Raw genomic sequence first — 21,953 nt, forward strand, 5'->3', positions numbered from 1 at the left:
ATCGTTCATTCCGCCTCGGGCAGGAGCTGGATGAGCTCGGGCATAAGGGCTGTGATGTCGCGGACAAAGACGCGCAGAACGCTCCCCATAACGTCGGGATCGAACTGCTCGGGCGCATGCGGTACGACGACGTCGGCGATGATGGTCGTGTCGGAGGTGAGGTAGAACTTCACGAGGCGGCTGTCTTGGTTCTGCCGCATGAGCCAGCCGGTGAGGAGCATGGCGTTCGTGTCGTCGACGGCGTTCTGCGCGAGGCGGATGCGCACGGTCGCGTACGCGGTGGCGTCAATGATGACGAGGATCGGGAGTCGCCGCCCCTCGATCTCAAGCTCGCTCTCAAAGACGGTGGTTTGGCGCTCATCGCCCGGTTCGCGAATCTGAAATCCCGTGATGTTTTCCTTCTTGATGTATTCCTCGAATGCCTTGGCCGCCTCTGTCACGACCAATCACCTCCTGCCGCAGTTGAAATTAAAATCATTATAACATACTGAAGGAAAAAGTGAAAGGAGACATAGGGATATTTATGCGCGGCTGTGGGCGATGAAGATATGCCGCCGTATGCCGTTACAGGGCGCAGCACGCCGTGCTGCCCCTATGAGGGCGGCGTGGGGCGATGTGATATGGCGGAAAAAATTGTGTTGTTTATGCGCGGGGGCGGTGTGTTATGCCTGCGATATGCCGCACCGGCGCCTTCCTGAGAGTGACAATTGAAACGAGCAACATGAAAAACCACTAGGAGTGGCTGCTCCTAGTGGTTCACGTTTGTGTCATTGACACTAGCTTCATTTATAGCTCATGTTGGCACGAGCCCGATTATTTTTCAAGAGGGATGTGTCGGAATCTGCTTTGCTTAGAACCGATAATTGGTCTTGAACCATACGGTGCGCCCCGGCTCGTTGATATGTGCCTTGGAGGGCGGCGAGAAACCGGCGACATCCGCCAGCTCCGTGTGGTTGACGAATTCACTGTAGGTCTTGTTAAAGAGATTGTCAACGCCGAGCGAGAATGTCAGGTTCGGGTCGGGGCGGTAGGCGAGGCTCAGCGAGAGGATGCCGAATCCGCCCGTTGCGCCGCTGTCCGTACCCGTGACGCTGCCGTAGCCCGTGTGGAAACGGTTCTGCCGGGCAACGAGCCGCCAGACGGCATTTGCCTCGGCCTTGCCGTGTGCGTACTTCGCCGTGAGATTTGCCTCGAGCGGTGCGATCTGCGGGAGCGCTGCGTCGTTCGTGCGGTCGTCGCCGCGCGTGTAGGCGAGCGCGGCGTTCATGGAGAATGCATCGGAGAAGCTGTGCGTGTAGTCCGCCTCGAACCCGTAGAGCCGCGCATTCACGTTCGCGTAGTCGTTTGCAGGGCGGCGCAGGATGAAGTCCTGCACATGACTGTAAAAGAGGGAGAGGCTGCCGCTGTTCTTCTCACCGCCGTAGACCCAGCCGAGGTCGAGCTGCGTATTGCGTTCCTTCTTTGGGCGCGTGGAAAGATTATGGTGCACGTTCCATGTGTGATACGCTTCCCAGTAGTCGGCGGGACGCTCCGCGTGACCAAGACCGATGTAGAATGTGAGCGGCTGTGATTTTGCCGTGTGTTCCCAGCGGATAAAGCCGCTCATCATGTTGTCGGTGGTCGTGCCCGACTGCCGCCCCATGTACGGATGGTAGTGATCCGTTGTGCGATCCCAGCGCAGACCTGCCTTTAGGCGGTCGCGCTCCTTCATCTCACGGCTGTACTCGAAGAACATGCCGAGATTCTTGATCGTCATATCGGTGGAGAACGGTGCGCGCGGCATATTCTTCATCGCGCGGGCAAAGGCGTGCTCCTGCTGTGCCAGCTCGATGCCGACAGCACCCGTCGTGCGCGGGGAAAACTTCAGATCGGCGACGACGCGCACACCGTACTGACGGCGCTTGACATCCGTACCCATCATGCCCTTGCGGAACGTATAGTTGTCCATGAGATGATCGATATCGGCGTGGTTAAAATTCAGCGTGAGTTTTTCAACCACAGGAGACATATGCGCGCGCTCGAACTTCACCGCCCAGCTGTCGCGGTCGAACTTGCTCCCGTCCATCATGCCGTGAGCAAACTTGCCCCAGCCGCGGCTGGAATCATAGGCGACTTCGAACAGCGTGTCCACATCGGGGGTCAGACCGATGATGCCCGAAAGACTGTGCCGTCCGTAGCCTGAGTGAATGCGGTTCCCGTCGCCGTCCTTGTAGTCCTGCGAATAATTGCGCGTCTGGATGAATCGTGCGTAACCCTCCTTGCCGCCCGCCGTGACATCGACGATCTCGTCAAAACGGTGATTGGAGGCGCCCATCAGCGAGACGTTGCCGCGCACGCCCGGTTTCTCGAACCGCTCCGTCTCGCGCTCAAAGATGACGCTGCCCGCGATGCTTGCGCCGTAGCGCACGCTTTGCGGTCCTTTGTTCACGATGATGCGGCTGTATGTCTCCAGGAACGCGTACGTCGCCGTCGGATCCATGCGGTTCGGGCAGCCGCCCGCCATGCTCATGCCGTCCATCTGCATCACCATGCGCGAACCGCCCATGCCGCGCATCATCGGATCGCCGCCGATGCCGCCCTTGCGCACGACGGAGAACCCGGGGATGGATTTCAGATAGCCGCCGCCATCCGCCGCGGGGATTGGCTGGCGCGGTCTCCTCGGATCGGTCACGATCGTCAACGGCGATTCGGAGCGATAGCCCGTCACAACGATCTCCGGCAGCGTGAACTCATAGGACTCGTCGGGGACTGTCTGAGCAATGGCAGAACCCGTCATCCCGTTCATGCCCATCTCCATATTGTGCATCGTGTCCGCCGCATAAGCATGTGCGCTCATCAGCGCGAGCCCCGGCAAGAGACCGAGGAGTGGGAGTATGCGGCGGCGCGTCATTCGAGTCATTGGAATACCTCCTGTGCGTTTATCATGTAAATGAGATTGATTCTAACAACAATAGAATAATATCATAGTTTTGAAAACTAATCAATCTATCATTTTTCTATAAGTGCAGACTATTTATTGTATTTACTTATTTTTGATTCAATGTTACAATTTAGGTATTGAAATATCTAAAAATTTAGGAGGTCAGCTGTATGGAACTTGCAAAGTGTATCGATCATACCCTGCTGCGTACGGATGCACGGAAAGAGGATCTGGACAAACTGCTCACCGAGGCGAAGGCATATCGATTTGCCTCCGTCTGCGTCAGCCCGATTCGTGTTGCGTATGCGGCGCACCGGCTTGCGGGGACGGGCGTTGCGGTCTGCACCGTCGTCGGGTTCCCGCAGGGCGCAACACCGACCGAGGTGAAGGCGTTCGAGACGCAAAAGGCGATCGCGGACGGTGCGACGGAGGTCGATATGGTCATCGCCGTCGGGATGCTGAAGGACGGCGACGAGGACTATGTGAAAAAGGACATCGCCGCCGTTGTAAGCGCTGCCAAGGGGAAGGCACTGGTCAAGGTCATTATCGAGTGCTGCCTTCTCACCGATGAGGAGAAGAAGATTGCGTGCCGTCTCGCCAAGGAAGCGGGGGCGGATTTCGTTAAGACCTCGACGGGATTCAGTACGCACGGTGCGACTGTGGAGGATGTCCGGCTCATGCGCGAAACGGTCGGTGCGGAGATGGGCGTTAAGGCGGCGGGCGGTATCGGCTCGCGCGCGGACGCGGAGGCGATGATCGCCGCAGGTGCCACGCGCATCGGCACGAGCCGCGGCGTGGATATTGTAGGATAGGAGGGATACATGATGAGGATCGCAGTCATCGGCTCGAACATGGTGGATCTGACCGCGTATATTGATCGGATGCCGGCGCCCGGCGAGACGCTTGAGGCGCCGGACTTTGCACTCGGCTGCGGCGGCAAGGGCGCGAATCAAGCGGTCGCTGCCGCGAAGTACGATGCGGACGTGTGGATGGTGACAAAGGTCGGCAGCGATATCTTTGCTGACAACACGATCGCAAACTTTAAGGCGTGCGGGGTCAACACAACCTATGTGCGGAAAACGGAGGGCTCGAGCGGTGTTGCACCCATCTTTGTCGACCGCAGCGGACAGAACAGCATCCTGATCATCAAAGGCGCGAACAACCGCCTTCTGCCGCGTGACATCGACGAGGCGGAGGCAGATCTGAAAAAATGCGGCATGATCCTGCTGCAGCTCGAGATTCCTCTTGAAACCGTTTACTATGCCATCGATTTCGGGCAGAAACACGGCATCCCCGTCCTGCTGAATCCTGCCCCCGCGACGAAGGATCTCTCCATAGAGAAGGTGTGCGCGTGCGATTTCTTCGTGCCGAACGAGACGGAGCTTGCGATCCTGACGGGAATGCCTGCGGAGACCGTTGAGGAGATCGAGCGTGCCGCCGAGACCCTGCTTGCGCGGGGACTGAAGAACGTTATTGTCACGATGGGCGGACGCGGGAGTCTTTGGATGACGGGCGCGGAGAAATACAGCCTGGGGGCGTATCAGGTCGCTGCCGTGGATACTTCGGGGGCAGGGGATGCGTTCATCGGCTGTTTTGCAGGCTGCTATGTGCGGCACGGGGATGTACGGGCGGCGATGCAGACGGCGAGCGCCTTTGCCGCGCTGAGCGTTACGGCGAAGGGGACGCAGATGTCCTATCCGGCGAAGGATGCGGTGGAGACGTTCATTGCGTCTCATGCACCGCTTTCCTTTGACACACGTTCCTAGAAAGGAGGGCATCATGGACGCGCATCGTGCGGCGATTGCCGCAGGTGAAACGGCGCTCGGGCTGGAGCTTGGCTCGACGCGGATCAAGGCGGTTCTCACGGATATGAACTGCCGCGTCCTTGCGCGCGGCAGCTATACATGGGAGAACCGTCTCGAAAACGGTGTCTGGACGTATGACCTAAATACGGCATGGGAAGGGGTACGCGCTGCCTATGCGGCGCTCGCGGCAGATGTGCAGGCGCGTTATGGAACGCCGCTCACGCGCATCGATGCGGTCGGGATCAGCGGCATGATGCACGGCTATCTTGCCTTTGACCGCGATGGGCGTCAGCTCGCTCCCTTCCGCACATGGCGGAACAATATCACGGCACAGGCTGCGGATACGCTTACGGAGTATTTCCGCTTTCATATCCCGCAGCGCTGGAGCATCGCGCATCTCTATCATGCCGTTCTCTCGGGCGAATCGGATGTGGGGGAAATCGGCTTCCTAACGACCCTCGCGGGCTATATACATTGGCAGCTCTCGGGAGAGCGGGTGCTTGGGATCGGCGATGCGTCCGGCATGTTCCCCGTCGATGCGGAGCGCGGCACCTATGACGGCAGTATGCTGGAGACCTTTCGATGCCTTGCGGCGGTGAAAGCGCTCCCGTGGGACATTGCGGATATCCTGCCGCGCGTTCTGCGTGCAGGGGAGCCTGCCGGAACGCTGACACCGCACGGCGCGGCGCTTCTCGATCCGAGCGGGCGGCTTCGTGCGGGCAGCCGGATGGCACCGCCCGAGGGCGATGCCGGGACAGGCATGGTGGGGGCGAATGCCGTGCGCAGGGGAACGGGGAACATCTCCGTCGGAACCTCGGCATTCTCTATGAACGTCCTTGAAGCACCGCTGCGCAAGGTACATAAGGACATCGACATCGTTATGACGCCCGACGGCGCGCCCGTTGCGATGGTGCATACGAATAACTGCTCCTCGGACATCAACGCATGGGCGGCGCTTTTTGGCTCGTTTGCCGCAGCGATCGGCACCGCGCTCACGCCGGACGAGCTCTATCAAAAACTCTTTGCCGCAGCGGGAACAGGCGATGCGGATGCGGGCGACCTCTTGAACTATGCCTGCCTCTCGGGCGAGCATATCACGGGGGTACGCGAAGGGCGGCCGCTCTTTGTCCGCACGCCGCACAGTCGGTTTACACTGCCGAACTTCATGCGGGCGCAGCTCTACGCGGCGTTTGCACCGCTGCGGATCGGCATGGAGATCCTTGTCAGGGAAGAGGGCGTTAGCCCGACGCGCATGATTGCGCACGGCGGTCTCTTCAAAACACCCGTCGTCGCGCAGCAAATCCTCGCGGATGCATTGAACGTGCCCATTGCCGTCATGGAGACGGCGCATGAGGGCGGCCCGTGGGGCATGGCGGTACTCGCCGTCTTTGCTCTCTGTGCGCGGGAGGGGCAGACGCTCGCGGATTTCCTCGACGATGTTGTCTTCGGTACGGCGCGAACGTCTGTCTGCGTACCCGACCCTGCGGGCACCGCGGGATACGACCGCTTCATCGAGCGGTACCGGACGGCGCTCGCCGTCGAGAAGGGGGCACAGGTTCTGCCGGATAAACCTCCTTCCGATGAGAGGATATGAAAATTACATGGAAGATAATATAAAAATATATTGACAATTTGCAAGAAATAAAATAGACTAAAATTGTAATCGGTTACAGGAAAGAGGGCAACGGTAAGGAGCGGTTATTGTGGGGGTCAACATTTACGACGTGGCAAAAAAGGCGCGCGTCTCCTCTGCGACCGTTTCACGCGTGATGAACGGCAGCCCGTATGTGCGTGAGACCACGAAGAGCCGTGTGGTCAAGGCGATTGCGGAGCTCGACTATACGCCGAATGCAGTGGCGCGCAAGCTCAGTACGGGCGATACGGGCAGCATCGGCTTTCTTGTACCCGATATTGAGAACCCGTTTTTCACGCATCTGCTGCGCGGCATCACCGATGCGGCGGACAAACACGGGTACAACATCTTTTTGTGCAGTACCGAGGACAGCGCGGAGAAGGAGCGCCGCTATCTTGCGTCTATGCGCGCAGAGCGCATGAGCGGGATGCTCGTCATTCCCGTAGAGGCGGGCAGCGAGTCGCTGTGCCGCGCGCTGACCGCTTTTGAGACAGAGCATGTTCCCGTTGTACTGGTCGACCGCAGCCTCAGGCACGGCAGGTTCGACGGGGTGTTCTCCGAGGACTTCCGCGGGGCGATGGCGGCAGTGGAGTGCCTGATCGGCGAGGGGCACCGACGCATCGCGACGATCAGCGGCCCGGAGGACTCCCGCCCCGGCAGCGAACGCCGGCAGGGATACGCGGCCGCACTCTCGAAGTGGGGCATCCCCTTGGAGGAACGCTATATCGCGCAGGGCGACTTCCACCAGGAGCGTGCCTATGAGGCGATGCACATGCTCATGGAGCAGGAGGAACCGCCGACGGCGATTTTTTCCGCGAACAATATGACCTCGCTCGGCTGCGTGCGCTACTTCAGGGAGAAGGGGCTGCGGCTCGGCAGCGATGTCTCGCTGATCGGGTTTGACGACATCGACCTCCTCCGCTGGGCGGGCATCCCACTGAGCGTGGTTGACCGCGATACCTGCCGCATGGGGCGGGACGCCGTCAAATTGCTCGTGCGGCGGATGCAAAGCGGCGCGGATACGGGCAGGGAGGAGATCTTTATCCCGACGGAGCTCATTCTGCGCGGTTCTGAGAAATGGAGGGGAGGCCCCAATGCAGCGTTATGAAGAACTTTACCGTCGTGTGCTCCACGAGCATGAACAGGTCTTTACAGCACAGAGTGAAGACGATCTTGCAGCGCTCCTCGAGGAGCTGTGCGCGGCACGCCGCATCTTTGTGGCGGGCGCGGGGCGCGAGGGGATTGCAGCACGCAGCTTTGCCATGCGGCTCATGCATCTCGGCAAAGAAGTGCATTGGCTGTGGGACGACACGACGCCGGGGATGCACGCGGGCGATCTGTTCCTCGTGGTGAACGGCTCCGGCAGGATCGGGCACATCGACTATCTGCTCGATAGGGCGGAGCATACCGGCGCGCGCCGGCTCGTCATTACGGGCGCCCCGGAGGAGCGGACGCCGCGGGCGGCGGAATGCTGTGTGTTCGTTCCCGCCGCCGTCTATAAAGGGACGGATCCGCGCACCGTGCCGTCGGAACAGCCGATGGGCAATTTATTCGAGCAGCATCTCTTCCTGCTGTTTGACATCATTATCATCATGCTGGCTGAGCGGCTGGGGCAGACGCCGGAGACCATGGAGTCGCGCCACCGCAATATCGAGTGAGAGCAAAGGAGGTCTATCTATGTTAAAAGGTATTCCGTCGTGTATCAGTCCGACGCTGCTCAAAGCGCTTGCGGATATGGGGCATGGAGATCTCGTCGTCATCGCGGATGATTTTTATCCCTCCGTTTCGATGGCACGGGACGGCATCACTGTTGATGCGGACGGCATCGGCGCGGCTGCAATGCTGGATGCAATCCTGCAGCTCATGCCGCTCGACACCGAATATGTGGAACATCCCGTGCTCATCATGGACGTGATGGAGGAAAAACGCGCCGAAATCGGACGTCCCGCCGTATGGGATGAGTTCATCGCCGCCGTCGAAAAGAACGAGCCGAAGGGGCAATCCTGCGTCGGCTTCATCGATCGTTTCAGTTTCTACGACAAGGCAAAGACCGCCTTTGTCACCATTTCCACAGGGGAACGCCGGCCGTACGGCTGTGTGATCTTACAAAAAGGCGTTATGTAAGCGCCGACGAGTGCTGAAAGGAGAATTTTCATGAAGGGATCAAAGAAATTCGCCGCCGTCGCGGCAGGGCTGATGCTCTGTCTGGGCGTTATGGGCTGCGGCGGCGGAGACGGCGGAAAGCAGACCGCGTCCTCCGGCAGCGAGGTCAAGCAGGTGGTTGACGCAAGCGAAGCCGCAAAGCAAGGAGACAAGAAGGACTGGAAGATCGCGGTCGTCGTCAAGGACTCTTCGAACGGCTGGTTCGCGCGCATGGAGGAGGGCGTCAATCAGTTTGCCGCCGACACCGGCATCAACGCCTACCAGAAGGGCCCCGTCGCAACGGATGCCGCACAGCAGGTGCAGGTCATCCAGGACGTCATCAATCAGGACATTCAGGCGCTCTGCGTTGTTCCGGTCGACCCGGCGGCGTGTGACCCCGTGCTGAAAGAGGCGCGCGACAAGGGCATCATCGTCATCACGCATGAGGGCTCCACCTGCAAGAACGTGGACTATGATCTCGAGGCATTCAACAACGCGGGCTACGGCGCGTTCATCATGGACAAGCTCCAGGAGTCCATGGGCGGCAAAGGCATCTACACGACCATGGTCGCACATCTGACGAACGCTTCGCAGAACGAGTGGGCGAACGGCGCCGTTGCCGAGCAGGAGGCAAAGTACCCCGGGCTGAAGCTCCTCGACAACCCCAAGCGCGTCGAGTCGGAGAACAACTCCGAGAAAGCCTATCAGGTCGCCAAGGAAGTCCTCAAATCCCATCCGGAGGTGACGGGCTTCGTCGGTACGAGCTCGATGGATACGCCGGGCGTTGCGCGCGCGATCAATGAGCTGGGACTCAAGGGCAAGGTGTTCGTCGTCGGTACGGGCATGCCGAACGAGTGCCGCGCGCTCATCAAGGACGGCTCGCTCTCCTACATCACCCTCTGGGATCCTGCCGAAGCCGGCTATGCGATGTGCGTTATGGCGCGCCGCGTGCTCGAGGGCAAGCCCATCGAGAACGGCACCGATCTCGGGCTCAAATCCTACAGCAAACTGATCGTGAGCAAGGAGAACCCGCATCTCTTTATGGGCGCGGGCTGGATCGCGATCAACAAGGACAACGTGGACAACTATAATTTCTAAGCGTCAGCCATTGAGAGTGAGAGCGCGGCAGGCCCTATCCGGCGCCTTCTGCGCTCTTGCTGATTCTATCTATATGTGAGGAGGGGGCGTACGTGTCAGAGTATATGCTCAGGGCGGCGGGCATCAAAAAGTATTTCGGCGGTGTCAAGGCGCTCGACGGGGTCAGTCTCGACATTCGAAAAGGGGAGGTACACTGTCTTGCCGGCGAGAACGGCTGCGGGAAATCCACGATCATCAACATCATCTCGGGATTTTATACGCCGGACGCGGGGTATATCGAGATCGACGGGGAGCGCCATGAGCGCATGACGCCGCAGCTCGCGATCGCCAAGGGGATACAGGTCATCTATCAGGATCTCTCTCTCTTCCCGAACCTCACGGTTATGGAAAATCTCGCGCTCAACATGGAGGTCGCAAGCGGGCGCAAACTTGTCAGCCGCGCACGCATGCGCGACATTGCCCACGCCGCCCTCTCGAAGGTACACCTCGAACTCGACCTCGACGAGCTCGTGGAGAATTTGACGTTCGGCATGCGGCAGATGATTGCCATCAGCCGAGCGCTGCTGAACGATGCAAAGCTCATCATCATGGATGAGCCGACGACAGGGCTCACGAAGAAAGAGGTAAGGATACTCTTCGGCCTCATCCGGGAGCTCCAGTCGCGCGGCATCGCCGTCCTATTCGTCTCGCACAAGCTCGACGAGGTCTTTGAGATTGCCGAGCGCTACACCATCTTCCGCAGCGGGCGCAACGCTGCGTCGGGCGATACGAAAGAGCTCGATCAAGATAAGTTCACACTCTATATGACGGGGCGCGAGATCGTTGCGCAGCCGTTTACCTACGAGGAAAAGGACGCTCCTGCCGTGCTGGAGGTGCACCGGCTGGGGCTTGCAGGCGGGTTCCGGGACGTGAGCTTTAGCCTCAGGCGCGGCGAGATCGTCGGCATTACGGGACTGCTCGGATCGGGGCGCACGGAGCTCGCCGAGACCCTGTTCGGACGTCATGCCGCCGAGACCGGTGAGATTCGTATCCATGGGGAGAAGGTGACGATCCACTCCATCCGTGATGCCATCGCACACGGGATCGGCTATCTGCCGTCCGATCGTGTGACGGAGGGGCTTTTCCTGCGCCAGCCGATCGCCGACAACATATCCGCCACCAAATGGGAGACCTTTGCGAATGCGTTCGGCGCTGTGGATCGGGGCAAGATCGATGCGATGGCGCATCATTGGACAAAGGAACTCTCCATCGCTCTCCACGACATCCATGACAATGTCGGGACGCTTTCGGGCGGCAATCAGCAGAAATGCGTCCTCGCCAAATGGCTTGCGCTTGATCTGCGGGTACTCATCCTCAACGGACCGACCGTCGGTGTTGACATCGGCGCAAAGTTCGACATCTATGAGCTCATCAAACGACTCGCGCGTGCGGGACTGACCGTGCTCATCATCTCCGACGACCTGCCGGAGGTGCTCATGAACTGCAACCGCGTCATGGTGATGCGTGCGGGGCGTCTGTCCGCCGTGCTCGATACGGCGGGGCTCACCGAGAGCAAACTCGCGGGACTTGCACACGAAGGAGGGGAAACGGCATGAAAAAGAGATTTTTTTCATCCACGGAATTTTATATCACCGTCGTTCTGTTTCTGCTCTGCATTGCCATCGAGATGAAAAGCGGGCAGTTCTTCACGGGCAACAACGCGGTCGACCTCGTGCGTGCATTTTCGGTGCCTGCGATGTTCTGCATCGGTGAGATGTTCGTCATCATCACGGGCGGCGTCGACGTCTCCTTTCCGGCGATTGCCTCCATGTCGATGTTCATCGTCTGCTCACGTATGGATGGGGTTGTAGAGAATCCTATTGCCTTCTTTGCGGCGGCAATGGGCATCGGCCTCCTCGTCGGGCTCGTCAACGGATTCATCATCGCGCGCTACCGGTTCCCTGCGCTCATCGTAACGCTCGGGACAAGCAGCATCTGTTTCGGCATCATGCAGGGCGTCTTCAAGTCGCGTGAATACCCGCTCACGGCGCCGCTCTACGAGATGGGGCAGATGAAACTGTTCTCGGCGACCAATGCCGTCTCGGGGCTGACGTCCGACATGCCCGTCGGCATCCTCTTCATGCTGCTGCTCGTCTTTGTCGGTTGGTTCATTCTCAACCGTACGATGCTCGGGCGCGGCATCTACGCCATCGGCGGCGACGAGCGCGCGGCGCAGCGTGCGGGATTTAGCGTATTTAAGACCATTCTCTTCATCTACGCCTTCTCCGGCTGTATGGCGGGGCTGATCGGCGTCCTGCGCTCGACCATGCTGCTAGCCGTCCATCCGAACAATCTTGAGGGACTGGAGATGACGGTCATCGCTGCGTGCGTCCTCGGCGGCGTCCGGATGGAGGGCGGCAAGGGGACGGTGCTCGGGGCACTCCTCGGCATGGCGCTGCTCACCGTCGTGGACAACAGCCTCATTCTGCTCGACATCTCGACCACATGGCAAAAGGTCTTTACCGGTGCGATCATTATCATCGGCACTGCGATCTCCGCCATCCAGATGAAACGAAATGCGCGGCGGCTCACCGTACAAGTTGATAAAGGAGGGGAATGAGCATGGCGACCATTCGAAGCCTCATGCAAAAGGATCAGAACCTGACGCGTCTCTGTATCGTTTTCCTCGCGGTATTTATCATCTGTACTGTACTCAAAGGGACGCTCTTCCTCAGCGTCAACAATTTCCAGTCGATGGGCAAGCAGTTCCCCGAGTTTGGATTACTCGCGATTGCGATGGCGTTTACCCTCTATACCGCGGGCATCGACCTCAGCGTTGTCGCCATTGCAAACCTTTCCGCCGTGCTCGTCGCGAAGGCTCTGCTGCTGCTCGTCACACCGGAGACGGATGCGGGCACCGTGACGGCGATTATCCTCTGCGTTTTCCTGCTCGCACTCCTCTTCGGTACGCTCTGTGGCGCGCTCAACGGGCTGCTCATCGGCGGCGTCGGCATCACGCCGATCCTCGCCACACTAGGCACACAGGCACTCTTTATGGGATGTGCCGTCGTGCTCACGGGCGGCAGCACACTCGGCGGACTCCCCCCTGAGATCGCGAAAGGGATGGCGGCAAAGCCGCTCGGCATTCCCGTGCCGTTCCTCATCTTCGCCGTATTCGCCGCTGCGGCTGCGTTTATCATGGAGCGCACGACGCTCGGGTACAAGCTGCGGATGCTCGGCACGAGTGTCAAAGCATCGGCGTTTACAGGGTTCAGCAATGTGCGGCTCTATATCGCAAACTATATGCTGAGCGGTCTCCTCAGCGCCGCAGCGGGGATCATCATGCTCGGGCGATTCAACTCGGCAAAGGCGGACTACGGTGCCTCCTACGTCATGGAGGCGATCCTTATCGCGGTGCTTGGCGGTGTCGATCCCTATGGCGGAAAGGGCAATATGAAGGGCGTTATCGTCGCCATCCTCATCGTGCAGATGATCTCGAGTTGGCTCAACATGTACGAGAGCATCTCCAACTTCTACCGCCAGATTATCTGGGGCGCGCTGCTCATCTTCGTCCTGATTTACAACCACATCGTGAGCGAGCGCGAGAAGAAAAAGGCGAGCGAACATTGAGAGGACTGGATTTCACCGATATTGCACTGCCGTTATAGGAGCTGTCGCCTCCATCAGAGCGCGGCGCGGTCTTTTAACGGCGGCATAACTCCATACGAACAGAAAGCTCGCTGCGCTGAAAGCTATATCAGTGCAGCGGGCTTACTATTTTTGGACTATTTTATAAGCGTTCATTCCTAACGGAACTTATACCCCGACCTAAATCGCATCACATCTGCTTGTCGTATGTTATGCGTAGAAAGCGGGGCGGTGAAGAATGCTGCTGCCGGAAAGGAAGCGATAAAGATGATAACAAAACGTTTGCAAAAGAATATTGCCGTTATGCTGATAGGTATTATGAGTTATGGAGGAGGGAGCGTCGTATTTGCGTACGACGATATAGCCGTTCGCGCGGCAGTGGCGGCAGACGAGGCGGACGAGGTGCATGTGCCGGCATATCCCGAAGAGGCAGTGCCGCCGGGCGAAGCGGACGAGGTACATGTGCCGGCACATCCCGAAGAGGCGGTGCCGCCGGACGAGGCGGATGAGGTGCACATGCCGGCGCATCCGGAAGAGTCTGTGCATGCCGAGAAGGCGGATGACGTCTATATGCCGCTTTCATACTCATATAACGGGGGCGATATGATCACGCTTGCGCGCCGGGATCGTGACCGGAGGGACGACCGGGGATTCCACCGCGATCGCAGCCGTCGGGGCGGATACTCGCAGGGCAGCGTCAATACCGCTGCAATTGCGGGTGCCGTCATCGGCGCGATCATCGCAAAAAACACCTAAATATGAGCGGCATTTTGCCGTGCTGAGAGAAAAGGATTGCCGCAGGAAGACGCTCTGCGGCAATCCTTTTATATGCAGTATATTCTCCTGCCCCCTTTTCCTTGACAAATATCATGCCGGTTGCTAGGATAGCATTAAAGAGATATATACGAACTGAACATAGAGCAATGAGAAAAAGGTATACGATCGTTCACGGTACATCCATGGGATTTCCTGCAGAGGCTTGATACACGGATCAGGAGGATGATGGTATGCGAATGGGGAGAAATTTTTTCTATGCGGGGATTGTCGCTGCAATATTGAGTCTCGCGGGCTGCGGCGGAACGGACGTCGTACCGCGCGACAACAGCGGGACAAAGGTGGGCGTCGCGATGCCGGCACAGCAGCTGCTCCGATGGAACCGGGACGGCGCGTATCTCGAGACGGAGCTGCGCGGGCGCGATTTCGACGTCGACATCATGTTTGCGGACAACGACGCGGAAAAGCAAAAGACGCAGCTCGAGCAGATGATCGGCGAGGGCTGCAAGGTGCTTGTCATCGCCGCGGTGGACGGCGATGTGCTCCGCCCGGTGATTGAGCGCGCGCAGCAGGCGGGGGTGACCGTCATCGCCTATGACCGCCTCCTCATGGGGACGGATGCGGTCGATTACTATGCGACGTTCGACAGTTATGCCGTCGGACGGATGCAGGCACAGACCATTGTGGACAAGCTCGGTCTTGCGGAGGGGAAACAGGGTACCCTCGAGATCGCGGCGGGTCCCATGGAGGACAGCAACGCTAAGGTGCTCTATGCGGGCGCAATGGATGTGCTGAAGCCTTACATCGACAAGGGGCAGCTCACGATTCGCTCGGGGCAGCGCTCGCAGGAACAGTGCGCGACGCCCGGCTGGGCGACGCTGATGGCAAAGGAGCGCATGGCGGGGCTTCTCAAGCAGTATGAGATGGGCAGCCTTGACGCCGTGCTCGCGGCGAACGACTCCATCGCACTCGGCGTCCTCGCTGCGCTGAAGGACGCGGGTTACGGCTCGGCGGCGCGTCCGATGCCTGTGCTCACGGGGCAGGATGCCGACCTGCCGAATGTGCAGGCGCTCATCGCAGGAGAGCAAACTATGTCCGTCTTTAAGGACACGCGGCTGCTCGCGCTCGAGACGGCAAAGATGGTCGAGGCGATCGCCGGGAAGCAGCAGCCCGAGATCAACGACACGCAGAATTTCATGAACGGGAAAAAAGTTGTCCCCGCGCATGTGCTGAAGGGAACACTCGTCGACGCGTCGAATTATAAGAGCGTCCTCGTCGATTCCGGCTACTACAGCACCGTCGATATTGACGGTACGGCATCGCGTGCGCTCGGTGTGAAGTAATTTTTATAGAGACGACACAGGGAGATTGCCCCCCGCGGGCGGGGGAGCCTCCCTTTTGTGTTGCGGCGGCACGCGGTGACAGCACGGCGGGGATTATGCCGCGCCATTGTGCCCGCACGGACTTACAAAAAAATGAATCTGTCGGTTCGTCGGGGGCATGGATGATATGCGGTCGTTTTTGAATAAAACCCGTGCTTTACGAGAAGGAGCCTCTGATGCAAAAACTTCGCGCGGTCTTTGACCGGAGAATATCACCGCTCCCCTATATGCTTTGTTCCGGCATTTTGACTGCGGCAGGGATTTGGATTCTCTGGCATTGGGGCGAGGTTGTCGATGTCCTTTCCGCGCTGATGATGCAGGTTTTAGCGCCGATCTTTGTGCCTGCGGCGGAGCGGCTGCCGGACGCGCCGGATCGGTACACATTGGATTTTGTGGAGCATTGTGTTTACACGCTGTGTCTGCCGCTTGCGCCCGCGCTGCCGCTTGTGCCGCAGCTATATCTCGCCGTTTGCCGTCTGCGGGATGCGGGGCGCCCGCTGAAGTATCTGTGGATCCCGCTCGGCACCTTCCTTGCGCTTACGGCTCTGAATATCCTCTATGTATGGGTGCGGGTCACGTTTATGCCGCCGGATCCGTTTCGGGTGCAAAATTCGATGGGGCCCTACGGTTCGACGATCTTCGTCAGTATTCTGTGCTTCTTGCTGACGATTTGTATCGCACAATTGATCTTTATCCTGTTTGGATGTTTCAAGCGAAAAAAGGATCCTGCAGAGGAGCACACCGTATAGAAAAGCGTATAAGAAAAGGCTGCAGCCCACGTACACTAGAATCTGCGAAGGCAGCAGCTTTTTTGATGCGTATTTTATTTCCCGTCGGCACCCTTCAAATACTTGTCAAAGAACGCGATGATGACCTTCATGACCTCCGGCTGCACCCAGTAATCGCCGCCGTGGAGCGCGTGCGGGACGACGTAGCGCGTCGACGCGATGCCGTGCGCACGCAGCGCCTCATGCAGGAGGTTTGTTTGGCTCGGGGAGACCGCAGTGTCGTTCGTGCCGTGCATGAACATGAACGGCGCGGTCTTCTTCGAGATATAGGTAATGGGGTTTGCAGCCTTTGCGCCTTCGGGATTGGCGAGGATGCCGCCGTCCCTGCCGCCGAATACGGGCGAGCCGTTCACCCACAGCGCTTCGGTCGCGCCCGCAGATCGATGCGCCGCCTTTACCTCGTCCGAATAGTCGTCGCCGACCTTTGTCAGATCCGAGAGACCGTACATATCGAGCGCAGCCTGCACGTCGCTCGACTCGTCAAGGTGCTCGCCGACGTCGAACTCTTTGTCACCGTTGGTCGTGCCCATCATTGCGGTGAGATAGCCGCCCGCAGGGCCGCCGATGATGCCGATGTGCGCGGGATCGATGTTGAACTTCGCCGCATTCGCGCGCAGATAGCGCACGGCCGCCTTCACATCCTGCAGCGGCTGCGGGAAGATCGCGGTCGGCGCGACGCGGTACTCGATGCTCGCGACGACGTAGCCGGCTTCGGCGAGATCCATGCGCTGCTGGAGATAGCTGTCCTTGTTCGCGTTGATGAAGCCGCCGCCCGTGACGTAGACGAGCGCGGGCATGGGCGCCTTTGCCTGCGGCTTGAGGATGTCCATCCGCAGCGGGATGCTTTCATAGCCGCGGCTCGGAACCTGCGCATACACGACGTTCGAGATGTAGGAGACATACGGGCGCGTCTTCATGACGTCGAGCCGCTCGCTCCCCTCCGGAATCACAACCGGCCGCTCCGCTAGGGCGGGCGCGCCGCCCATCTCTGCATCGCGCATATCCGGCATTGTCTGTGCCGCCATTGCCGTCCCTCCTATCGCAGAAATCATCAGTGCAAGCAATAATGTCTTTGCCTTCATAAAATCCCCTTCCTTTCTTTTTCCATAGTGCTTATATGCTTACGCCGTTTTCGTAAAGCTCGTTGCAGGCCGGATCGATCTCATCGTTCCGGCTGACCCCATATCCGCCGGCGCCCACCTTCACCTGCTCAAATAATCCCTTGATCTGTGTCAGCGTCCGGAATGTATCGAATCTGCTCAAAAGCGGTAAAATGTAATAATGCTTGCGCTCGCCTGTCATGAAGTCGACAAGCAGTGTATATTCCGCCAACGGTCGTACCGTTTTGACCTTGTGAAACATCGGTTGTGTCCTCCTTTTTCACAGGACAATGATTATTCAAGCGGGGGAAGCTTGATAAATTCCTGCGTGTTCCAGATGCGAAGCAACTCCTCTGTATGCTGCGCAGCCCATTCCTGTACAAGTGATTGTGCCTTCATGGGCAAGCCTCCCTCCATCATCCACAGGGTTTGAATCTCAAAGGCACCGATATATTCGCCGTATACAACATGAAAATGAGGAGGATTGTGCTCCGCCTGTTGAAAATACATCTTATATAACAAGACCGTAGAATCGAGCGATCACAGGCATGATTGTATACTCCTTTGTCAATCAATAGCATGCTAAATTCTTTCTTTTTAAAAATGACAGTGCGGATGAGATCGGCGTCCTATCACGTACGATGAACGATTTCAGCGCGCAGATCAAGACGATGGTCGGCTCGCTCGCGCATGGTGCAGCGGCACTCGGCGATATGTCAACGACGCTCAGTCACTCCAATACGAGCGTTCTGGAGTCCGGCGAACAGATCAGCCGCACCATCGAGAGTATCGCAAGCGGTGCGACCGATCAGGCAATGCACACGCAGAATATCAACGACAACATCCGGTCCATTGAGACGGCGTTGCGGGAAAATGAGACGATGCTGCATGACCTGAAGGAGGTCAGCAGCATGGTGAACGAAGAAAAAGAGCATGGATCGCGAGCGGTGGAGGCTCTGCTGCGTGAGACCAAGCAGGTGAATGATAATGTCGCGCGTATTGCAGCCCTCGTTACGGAGAGCCATGCGAGTGCAGGAAAAATTGGCGAAGCGAGCACGATGATTGAGTCCATCGCCGAACAGACACAGCTCCTCGCGCTGAATGCGGCGATCGAAGCTGCGCGCGCAGGTGAGACAGGGCGCGGCTTTGCCGTCGTTGCAGGCGAGGTGCGCAAGCTCGCAGAGCAGACCGGCCTCTTTACAAACGATATCAAATCCGTCATTCTCGCCCTGCAGCGCGACTCGGAGAATACCGTGACCTGTATCAGGGATGTCGAGTCGTCTGCTGAGGCGCAAGCGGCGGCAATCGAGTCGACGCGCAACAACTATACGAATATTGCGGGATCCATTGAGCGGATGGAGCGTGCCGTCGGCAACCTGGAGCATGCACTCTCCAATATCTTTGCCAACGTCAAGGAAATTGTGCCGCTCGTCGGCTCGCTGGCGGGCAGCGCGCAGAACAGTGCCGCGAGCACTGAGGAGATGGCGGCGAGCGTCCAGCAGCAGACACACGCGATCAACGAAATGGCAGATGTCGCACGTCAGCTTGCCGAGGAGGTTCGCGCAATCAAAGGGCAGATCGAGACATTCGACGTGTAAGCACAGCCTAAGGTACGGCAGACAACATACGTACCGTATACAAAGAACCGCCCACCCTGTCATTGAACAGCGGTGCGGCGGTTTTTGATGCGCATATGCGGATACATAGGAACGGATACGTCTAAAACACTTGAAAAATTATAGTAAACTAATTCTCTAAATATTGTTGACAATAAGATATATTTAGAGGTATCATAAACCGAACAAATAAAGGAGGCGTGTTTCTGTGAAACATTTGGAGGTTCGAGAGTTGGTACGCTGCGGGATTTTCATCGCGCTCATTACGGTGGGATCGTGGATCCGCATCCCGGTGGGGACGGATGTCTACACCTTGCAGTTCCTGTTTACGCTGCTGGCGGGGCTCGTGCTCGGGGCGCGGCTCGGAGCGATCGCAGTCGGCGCCTATGTGCTGCTCGGTCTCGTGGGCGTGCCGGTCTTTGCGATGGGCGGCGGGCCGGGGTATCTCTTTCAGCCGACGTTCGGCTATCTGCTCGGCTTCATCGTGCAGGCGTATTTCTGCGGGCGGTGGGCGCGGCAAACGGCGGAGCCGGGCGTTCGGCGGCTGCTGCTCGTAAACCTCGGCGGGATGGCGATCGTCTACGGCATCGGCATCAGTTGGTTCTATCTCGCGTCGAACTATCTGCTCGAGGCGCCGATCGCGCTCTGGACGGCGATTCTCTACTGCGGCATCCTCCAGACGCCGCCCGATCTCCTCATCTGCGGTGCGGCGGCGTGGCTCGCCGTGCGGTTCCGGCGGGCGGGCGCGTGGCAGAGTGTACCGGCTCATGTTCAAGTGAAAGAAGTGTAATCGATGGGAAAAGCGCTTTTTGTGACCGGGACGGGCACGGACGTCGGTAAGACGTATGTGACGGGGCTGATCGTGAAGAAACTCCGCGATGCGGGCTATCGGGCGGGTTACTATAAAGCCGCGCTCTCGGGGGCGGTGCCGGATGCGCAGGGCACCCTCGTGCCGGGCGATGTGCGCCATGTGCAGGAGGCGGCGGGGATTCCGCCGGGCGGTCCTGCGGCGGTCTCCTACGTCTACCGGGAGGCGGTGTCGCCGCATCTGGCGGCGCTGTGGAACGATCGTCCCATCGATCCCGAGCGCGTGCGCGCGGATTTTGCACGCGCAATGGACTACTACGAGCTGCTGACGATGGAGGGCAGCGGCGGCATCATCTGTCCCTTGCGCTGGGACGCCGAGCAAAAATTGATTTTGGACGATCTCATCAAGATGCTCGGTCTCGGCACGATCGTCGTCGCGGATGCGGGGCTCGGAACGATCAACGCGGCGGTGCTGACCATCGAGCATTTACAGCGGCGCGAGATCCCCGTGCGCGGCGTGATCCTCAACAACTATCATACGGGCAATCCGATGGAGGAGGATAATCGCCGCATGATCGAGGAAATCACAGGCATCCCGGTCATCGCGGCGGTAGCACCGAACGCCGCGGAACTCGAGATCGATGCGCCCCGGCTCGCGGCACTGTATCACTGAAAAGAGGAGAGCAATGAAACCGAAAGAACGTACCTTGGAGGAGCGGGATCTCGCGCACATCTGGCATCCCTGCTCGCAGATGAAGGATTATGAGGAGCTGCCGCCCATCGTCGTGGCGCGCGGCGAAGGCGTATGGCTAGAGGACATTCACGGGAAGAAATATCTCGATATTGTCAGCTCGTGGTGGGCGAACCTCCTCGGGCACTGCAACCCGGACATTAACCGCGCGGTCAAGGAGCAGCTTGATACGCTCGAGCATGTCATCTTTGCCAACTTTTCCCACGAAGGGGCGATCCGCCTTGCCGAGGAGCTGGCGGATATTGTGCCGCCGGGACTGACGAAGTTTCACTTCAACGACAACGGTTCGGCGGCGGTCGAGTGCGCGCTCAAGATGTCGTTCCAGTACTATTTACAGACGGGGAAGCCCGAGAAACAACGGTTCATGTGTCTCTCGGAGGCGTACCACGGCGAGACGATCGGCGCGCTCTCCGTGGGGAGCATGGATCTCTTCGCCGAGATGTACCGCCCGATGATGATGGACAACATTCATGTGGAGGCGCCCGACTGCTATCGCTGTCCGTACGGCGAGACACGCGAGCGCTGCGACTGCCCGTGTTTCGAGCACGCGGAGCGCGCCTTTGCCCGGCATGCGCACGAGACGGCGGCGATCATTGTGGAGCCGCTCCTCCAGGGCTGCGCGGGGATGCGCATCTATCCGCCGCTCTATCTGAGGAAGCTGCGTGCACTCTGCGACGCGTACGATGTAAAGCTCATCTGCGACGAGATTGCAACGGGATTCGGGCGCACGGGTAAGATGTTCGCCTCCGACCATGCGGGCATCACGCCCGACATCATGTGTCTCTCGAAGGGGCTGACGGGCGGCTATCTGCCGATGTCCATTACCTGTGTGCGCGAAAATATTTATGAAGCGTTCTATGCAGACTACGCGGCGGGGCGTGCCTTCATGCACAGTCACACCTATGCGGGCAACCCGCTCGGCTGCGCAGCAGCGCGCGCGGTGCTCCGCGTCATGCGCGAGCAAAATATCCTCACGCGGGCGGGCGAGACCGCGGCGTGGCTGACCGCCGAGATGCAGGACGCCTTCGGCGCACATCCGAACGTCGGCGAGATCCGCCACATCGGTCTCATTCACGCTATCGAGCTGGTCGCTGATAAAGAGACGAAAACGCCGCTCCCACAGAGACGCACAGGCTATGAAATCTACAAGCGCGCCCTGCGCCGCGGACTCCTCCTGCGCCCCCTCGGCGACGTCCTCTACTTCAACCCCGCGCTCAATATCACGCGCGAAGAGCTCTCGGCAGGCATCGCCATGGCAAAAGCCTCACTCGAAGAGGTACTACCCGGCGCTGTGCGGCAGGGGCTTTGCGCGTAGCGTTTTCATAATAAACGGCAGGAATGCATAGCTCGCATTCCTGCCGTTTGTTTGTGAGAAATAATGTAGGTATTTTCCTCCAATGCGTACCTAGGAAAGGAGGCTGTCACTATGGGCAGCGCTAGCAAAATGGTTATTATAGCTGCTTTATTTTCTAATTACAGCAGATTATTCATCTGCGAAGTTTGAGTTTAT

22 protein-coding genes are annotated in these 21,953 nt (G+C 58.8%); 17 read left to right on the forward strand and 5 right to left on the reverse strand.

Annotation, left to right across the window (positions count from 1 at the left end):
* Positions 1-5 precede the first annotated feature (5 nt).
* Complete coding sequence (locus tag HMPREF1147_RS10595; protein ID WP_009349413.1) at positions 6-440, reverse strand: hypothetical protein; 435 nt, start codon at positions 438-440, stop codon at positions 6-8.
* Positions 441-850: 410 nt separating this feature from the next.
* Positions 851-2,899, reverse strand: coding sequence for a TonB-dependent copper receptor (locus tag HMPREF1147_RS10600; RefSeq protein WP_009658810.1), 2,049 nt, complete (start codon positions 2,897-2,899; stop codon positions 851-853).
* Positions 2,900-3,090: 191 nt separating this feature from the next.
* On the opposite strand from HMPREF1147_RS10600, the gene deoC reads away from it, so the two are divergent.
* From deoC to HMPREF1147_RS10665, 13 genes are all read left to right on the forward strand, one after another.
* Positions 3,091-3,732 (forward strand): deoxyribose-phosphate aldolase, encoded by a 642-nt coding sequence (gene deoC / locus HMPREF1147_RS10605; protein WP_009658809.1) that lies wholly within the window; start codon positions 3,091-3,093, stop codon positions 3,730-3,732.
* 12 nt (positions 3,733-3,744) lie between these two features.
* Positions 3,745-4,686, forward strand: a complete 942-nt coding sequence (gene rbsK / locus HMPREF1147_RS10610) for a ribokinase (RefSeq protein ID WP_037351505.1) — start codon at positions 3,745-3,747, stop codon at positions 4,684-4,686.
* Between the two features lie 13 nt (positions 4,687-4,699).
* Positions 4,700-6,319 carry a xylulokinase gene (locus HMPREF1147_RS10615; protein ID WP_009658861.1) on the forward strand — a complete coding sequence of 540 codons (1,620 nt, stop codon included), beginning with the start codon at positions 4,700-4,702 and terminating at the stop codon, positions 6,317-6,319.
* Between the two features lie 109 nt (positions 6,320-6,428).
* A complete protein-coding gene (locus HMPREF1147_RS10620) occupies positions 6,429-7,466 on the forward strand; it encodes a LacI family DNA-binding transcriptional regulator (RefSeq protein ID WP_009658815.1) in 1,038 nt (345 codons plus the stop codon).
* Positions 7,453-8,016, forward strand: coding sequence for an SIS domain-containing protein (locus HMPREF1147_RS10625; protein ID WP_009658876.1), 564 nt, complete (start codon positions 7,453-7,455; stop codon positions 8,014-8,016). The genes HMPREF1147_RS10620 and HMPREF1147_RS10625 overlap by 14 nt, the downstream gene beginning before the upstream one ends.
* Positions 8,017-8,035: 19 nt before the next feature.
* On the forward strand, positions 8,036-8,482 hold the full coding sequence (locus tag HMPREF1147_RS10630) for an RbsD/FucU family protein (RefSeq protein ID WP_009658853.1): 447 nt from the start codon (positions 8,036-8,038) through the stop codon (positions 8,480-8,482).
* A gap of 30 nt (positions 8,483-8,512) precedes the next feature.
* Positions 8,513-9,598: an autoinducer 2 ABC transporter substrate-binding protein gene (locus tag HMPREF1147_RS10635; protein WP_009658867.1), complete on the forward strand. Its 1,086-nt coding sequence runs from the start codon at positions 8,513-8,515 to the stop codon at positions 9,596-9,598.
* 92 nt (positions 9,599-9,690) lie between these two features.
* Positions 9,691-11,193, forward strand: a complete 1,503-nt coding sequence (locus tag HMPREF1147_RS10640; RefSeq protein ID WP_009658797.1) for a sugar ABC transporter ATP-binding protein — start codon at positions 9,691-9,693, stop codon at positions 11,191-11,193.
* Entirely contained in the window at positions 11,190-12,197 is a 1,008-nt protein-coding gene (locus tag HMPREF1147_RS10645) for an ABC transporter permease (protein ID WP_009349400.1), read from the forward strand. The genes HMPREF1147_RS10640 and HMPREF1147_RS10645 overlap by 4 nt, the downstream gene beginning before the upstream one ends.
* Positions 12,198-12,199: 2 nt before the next feature.
* Positions 12,200-13,207: an ABC transporter permease gene (locus HMPREF1147_RS10650; protein WP_009658804.1), complete on the forward strand. Its 1,008-nt coding sequence runs from the start codon at positions 12,200-12,202 to the stop codon at positions 13,205-13,207.
* 321 nt (positions 13,208-13,528) lie between these two features.
* Complete coding sequence (locus HMPREF1147_RS10655) at positions 13,529-13,981, forward strand: hypothetical protein (RefSeq protein WP_232208085.1); 453 nt, start codon at positions 13,529-13,531, stop codon at positions 13,979-13,981.
* Between the two features lie 251 nt (positions 13,982-14,232).
* Positions 14,233-15,342, forward strand: coding sequence for a sugar-binding protein (locus HMPREF1147_RS10660; protein ID WP_009658818.1), 1,110 nt, complete (start codon positions 14,233-14,235; stop codon positions 15,340-15,342).
* Between the two features lie 215 nt (positions 15,343-15,557).
* Entirely contained in the window at positions 15,558-16,130 is a 573-nt protein-coding gene (locus HMPREF1147_RS10665) for a hypothetical protein (protein WP_009658856.1), read from the forward strand.
* Positions 16,131-16,204: 74 nt separating this feature from the next.
* On the opposite strand, the gene HMPREF1147_RS10670 is transcribed toward HMPREF1147_RS10665, so the two are convergent.
* The 3 genes from HMPREF1147_RS10670 to HMPREF1147_RS10680 are packed head-to-tail and all read right to left on the reverse strand — an operon-like array spanning position 16,205 to position 17,779.
* Entirely contained in the window at positions 16,205-17,251 is a 1,047-nt protein-coding gene (locus tag HMPREF1147_RS10670) for an alpha/beta hydrolase (RefSeq protein ID WP_009658837.1), read from the reverse strand.
* A gap of 31 nt (positions 17,252-17,282) precedes the next feature.
* The gene (locus HMPREF1147_RS10675) at positions 17,283-17,531 is read right to left on the reverse strand and encodes a DUF2442 domain-containing protein (protein ID WP_009658849.1); all 249 of its coding nucleotides are present in this window, start codon (positions 17,529-17,531) and stop codon (positions 17,283-17,285) included.
* A gap of 32 nt (positions 17,532-17,563) precedes the next feature.
* Complete coding sequence (locus tag HMPREF1147_RS10680; RefSeq protein WP_009658830.1) at positions 17,564-17,779, reverse strand: DUF4160 domain-containing protein; 216 nt, start codon at positions 17,777-17,779, stop codon at positions 17,564-17,566.
* Between the two features lie 131 nt (positions 17,780-17,910).
* Between HMPREF1147_RS10680 and HMPREF1147_RS10685 the strand changes: the two genes are divergently transcribed.
* From HMPREF1147_RS10685 to bioA, 4 genes are all read left to right on the forward strand, one after another.
* Positions 17,911-18,867, forward strand: coding sequence for a methyl-accepting chemotaxis protein (locus tag HMPREF1147_RS10685; protein ID WP_009658887.1), 957 nt, complete (start codon positions 17,911-17,913; stop codon positions 18,865-18,867).
* 226 nt (positions 18,868-19,093) lie between these two features.
* Positions 19,094-19,675 (forward strand): biotin transporter BioY, encoded by a 582-nt coding sequence (locus HMPREF1147_RS10690; protein ID WP_009349389.1) that lies wholly within the window; start codon positions 19,094-19,096, stop codon positions 19,673-19,675.
* A 3-nt stretch (positions 19,676-19,678) separates the two neighbouring features.
* Entirely contained in the window at positions 19,679-20,365 is a 687-nt protein-coding gene (bioD, locus tag HMPREF1147_RS10695; RefSeq protein ID WP_009658796.1) for a dethiobiotin synthase, read from the forward strand.
* Between the two features lie 13 nt (positions 20,366-20,378).
* Positions 20,379-21,758: an adenosylmethionine--8-amino-7-oxononanoate transaminase gene (gene bioA, locus HMPREF1147_RS10700; RefSeq protein WP_009658786.1), complete on the forward strand. Its 1,380-nt coding sequence runs from the start codon at positions 20,379-20,381 to the stop codon at positions 21,756-21,758.
* The last annotated feature ends 195 nt before the right edge of the window (positions 21,759-21,953 follow it).

It is taken from the genome of Selenomonas sp. FOBRC9 (assembly GCF_000287655.1).
Classification (GTDB): Bacteria; Bacillota; Negativicutes; order Selenomonadales; family Selenomonadaceae; genus Centipeda; species Centipeda artemidis.

Bases quoted from the DNA above. Each gene is read 5' to 3' on its own strand.
- HMPREF1147_RS10660 (WP_009658818.1), top strand. From the start codon at position 14,233: ATGCGAATGGGGAGAAATTTTTTCTATGCGGGGATTGTCGCTGCAATA.
- HMPREF1147_RS10600 (WP_009658810.1), bottom strand. From the start codon at position 2,899: ATGACTCGAATGACGCGCCGCCGCATACTCCCACTCCTCGGTCTCTTG.
- HMPREF1147_RS10635 (WP_009658867.1), top strand. From the start codon at position 8,513: ATGAAGGGATCAAAGAAATTCGCCGCCGTCGCGGCAGGGCTGATGCTC.
- bioD (WP_009658796.1), top strand. From the start codon at position 19,679: ATGGGAAAAGCGCTTTTTGTGACCGGGACGGGCACGGACGTCGGTAAG.
- HMPREF1147_RS10665 (WP_009658856.1), top strand. From the start codon at position 15,558: ATGCAAAAACTTCGCGCGGTCTTTGACCGGAGAATATCACCGCTCCCC.
- rbsK (WP_037351505.1), top strand. From the start codon at position 3,745: ATGAGGATCGCAGTCATCGGCTCGAACATGGTGGATCTGACCGCGTAT.
- HMPREF1147_RS10645 (WP_009349400.1), top strand. From the start codon at position 11,190: ATGAAAAAGAGATTTTTTTCATCCACGGAATTTTATATCACCGTCGTT.
- HMPREF1147_RS10670 (WP_009658837.1), bottom strand. From the start codon at position 17,251: ATGAAGGCAAAGACATTATTGCTTGCACTGATGATTTCTGCGATAGGA.
- HMPREF1147_RS10650 (WP_009658804.1), top strand. From the start codon at position 12,200: ATGGCGACCATTCGAAGCCTCATGCAAAAGGATCAGAACCTGACGCGT.
- HMPREF1147_RS10680 (WP_009658830.1), bottom strand. From the start codon at position 17,779: ATGTATTTTCAACAGGCGGAGCACAATCCTCCTCATTTTCATGTTGTA.
- HMPREF1147_RS10685 (WP_009658887.1), top strand. From the start codon at position 17,911: ATGAACGATTTCAGCGCGCAGATCAAGACGATGGTCGGCTCGCTCGCG.
- HMPREF1147_RS10615 (WP_009658861.1), top strand. From the start codon at position 4,700: ATGGACGCGCATCGTGCGGCGATTGCCGCAGGTGAAACGGCGCTCGGG.
- HMPREF1147_RS10630 (WP_009658853.1), top strand. From the start codon at position 8,036: ATGTTAAAAGGTATTCCGTCGTGTATCAGTCCGACGCTGCTCAAAGCG.
- deoC (WP_009658809.1), top strand. From the start codon at position 3,091: ATGGAACTTGCAAAGTGTATCGATCATACCCTGCTGCGTACGGATGCA.
- HMPREF1147_RS10625 (WP_009658876.1), top strand. From the start codon at position 7,453: ATGCAGCGTTATGAAGAACTTTACCGTCGTGTGCTCCACGAGCATGAA.
- HMPREF1147_RS10675 (WP_009658849.1), bottom strand. From the start codon at position 17,531: ATGTTTCACAAGGTCAAAACGGTACGACCGTTGGCGGAATATACACTG.
- HMPREF1147_RS10655 (WP_232208085.1), top strand. From the start codon at position 13,529: ATGCTGATAGGTATTATGAGTTATGGAGGAGGGAGCGTCGTATTTGCG.
- bioA (WP_009658786.1), top strand. From the start codon at position 20,379: ATGAAACCGAAAGAACGTACCTTGGAGGAGCGGGATCTCGCGCACATC.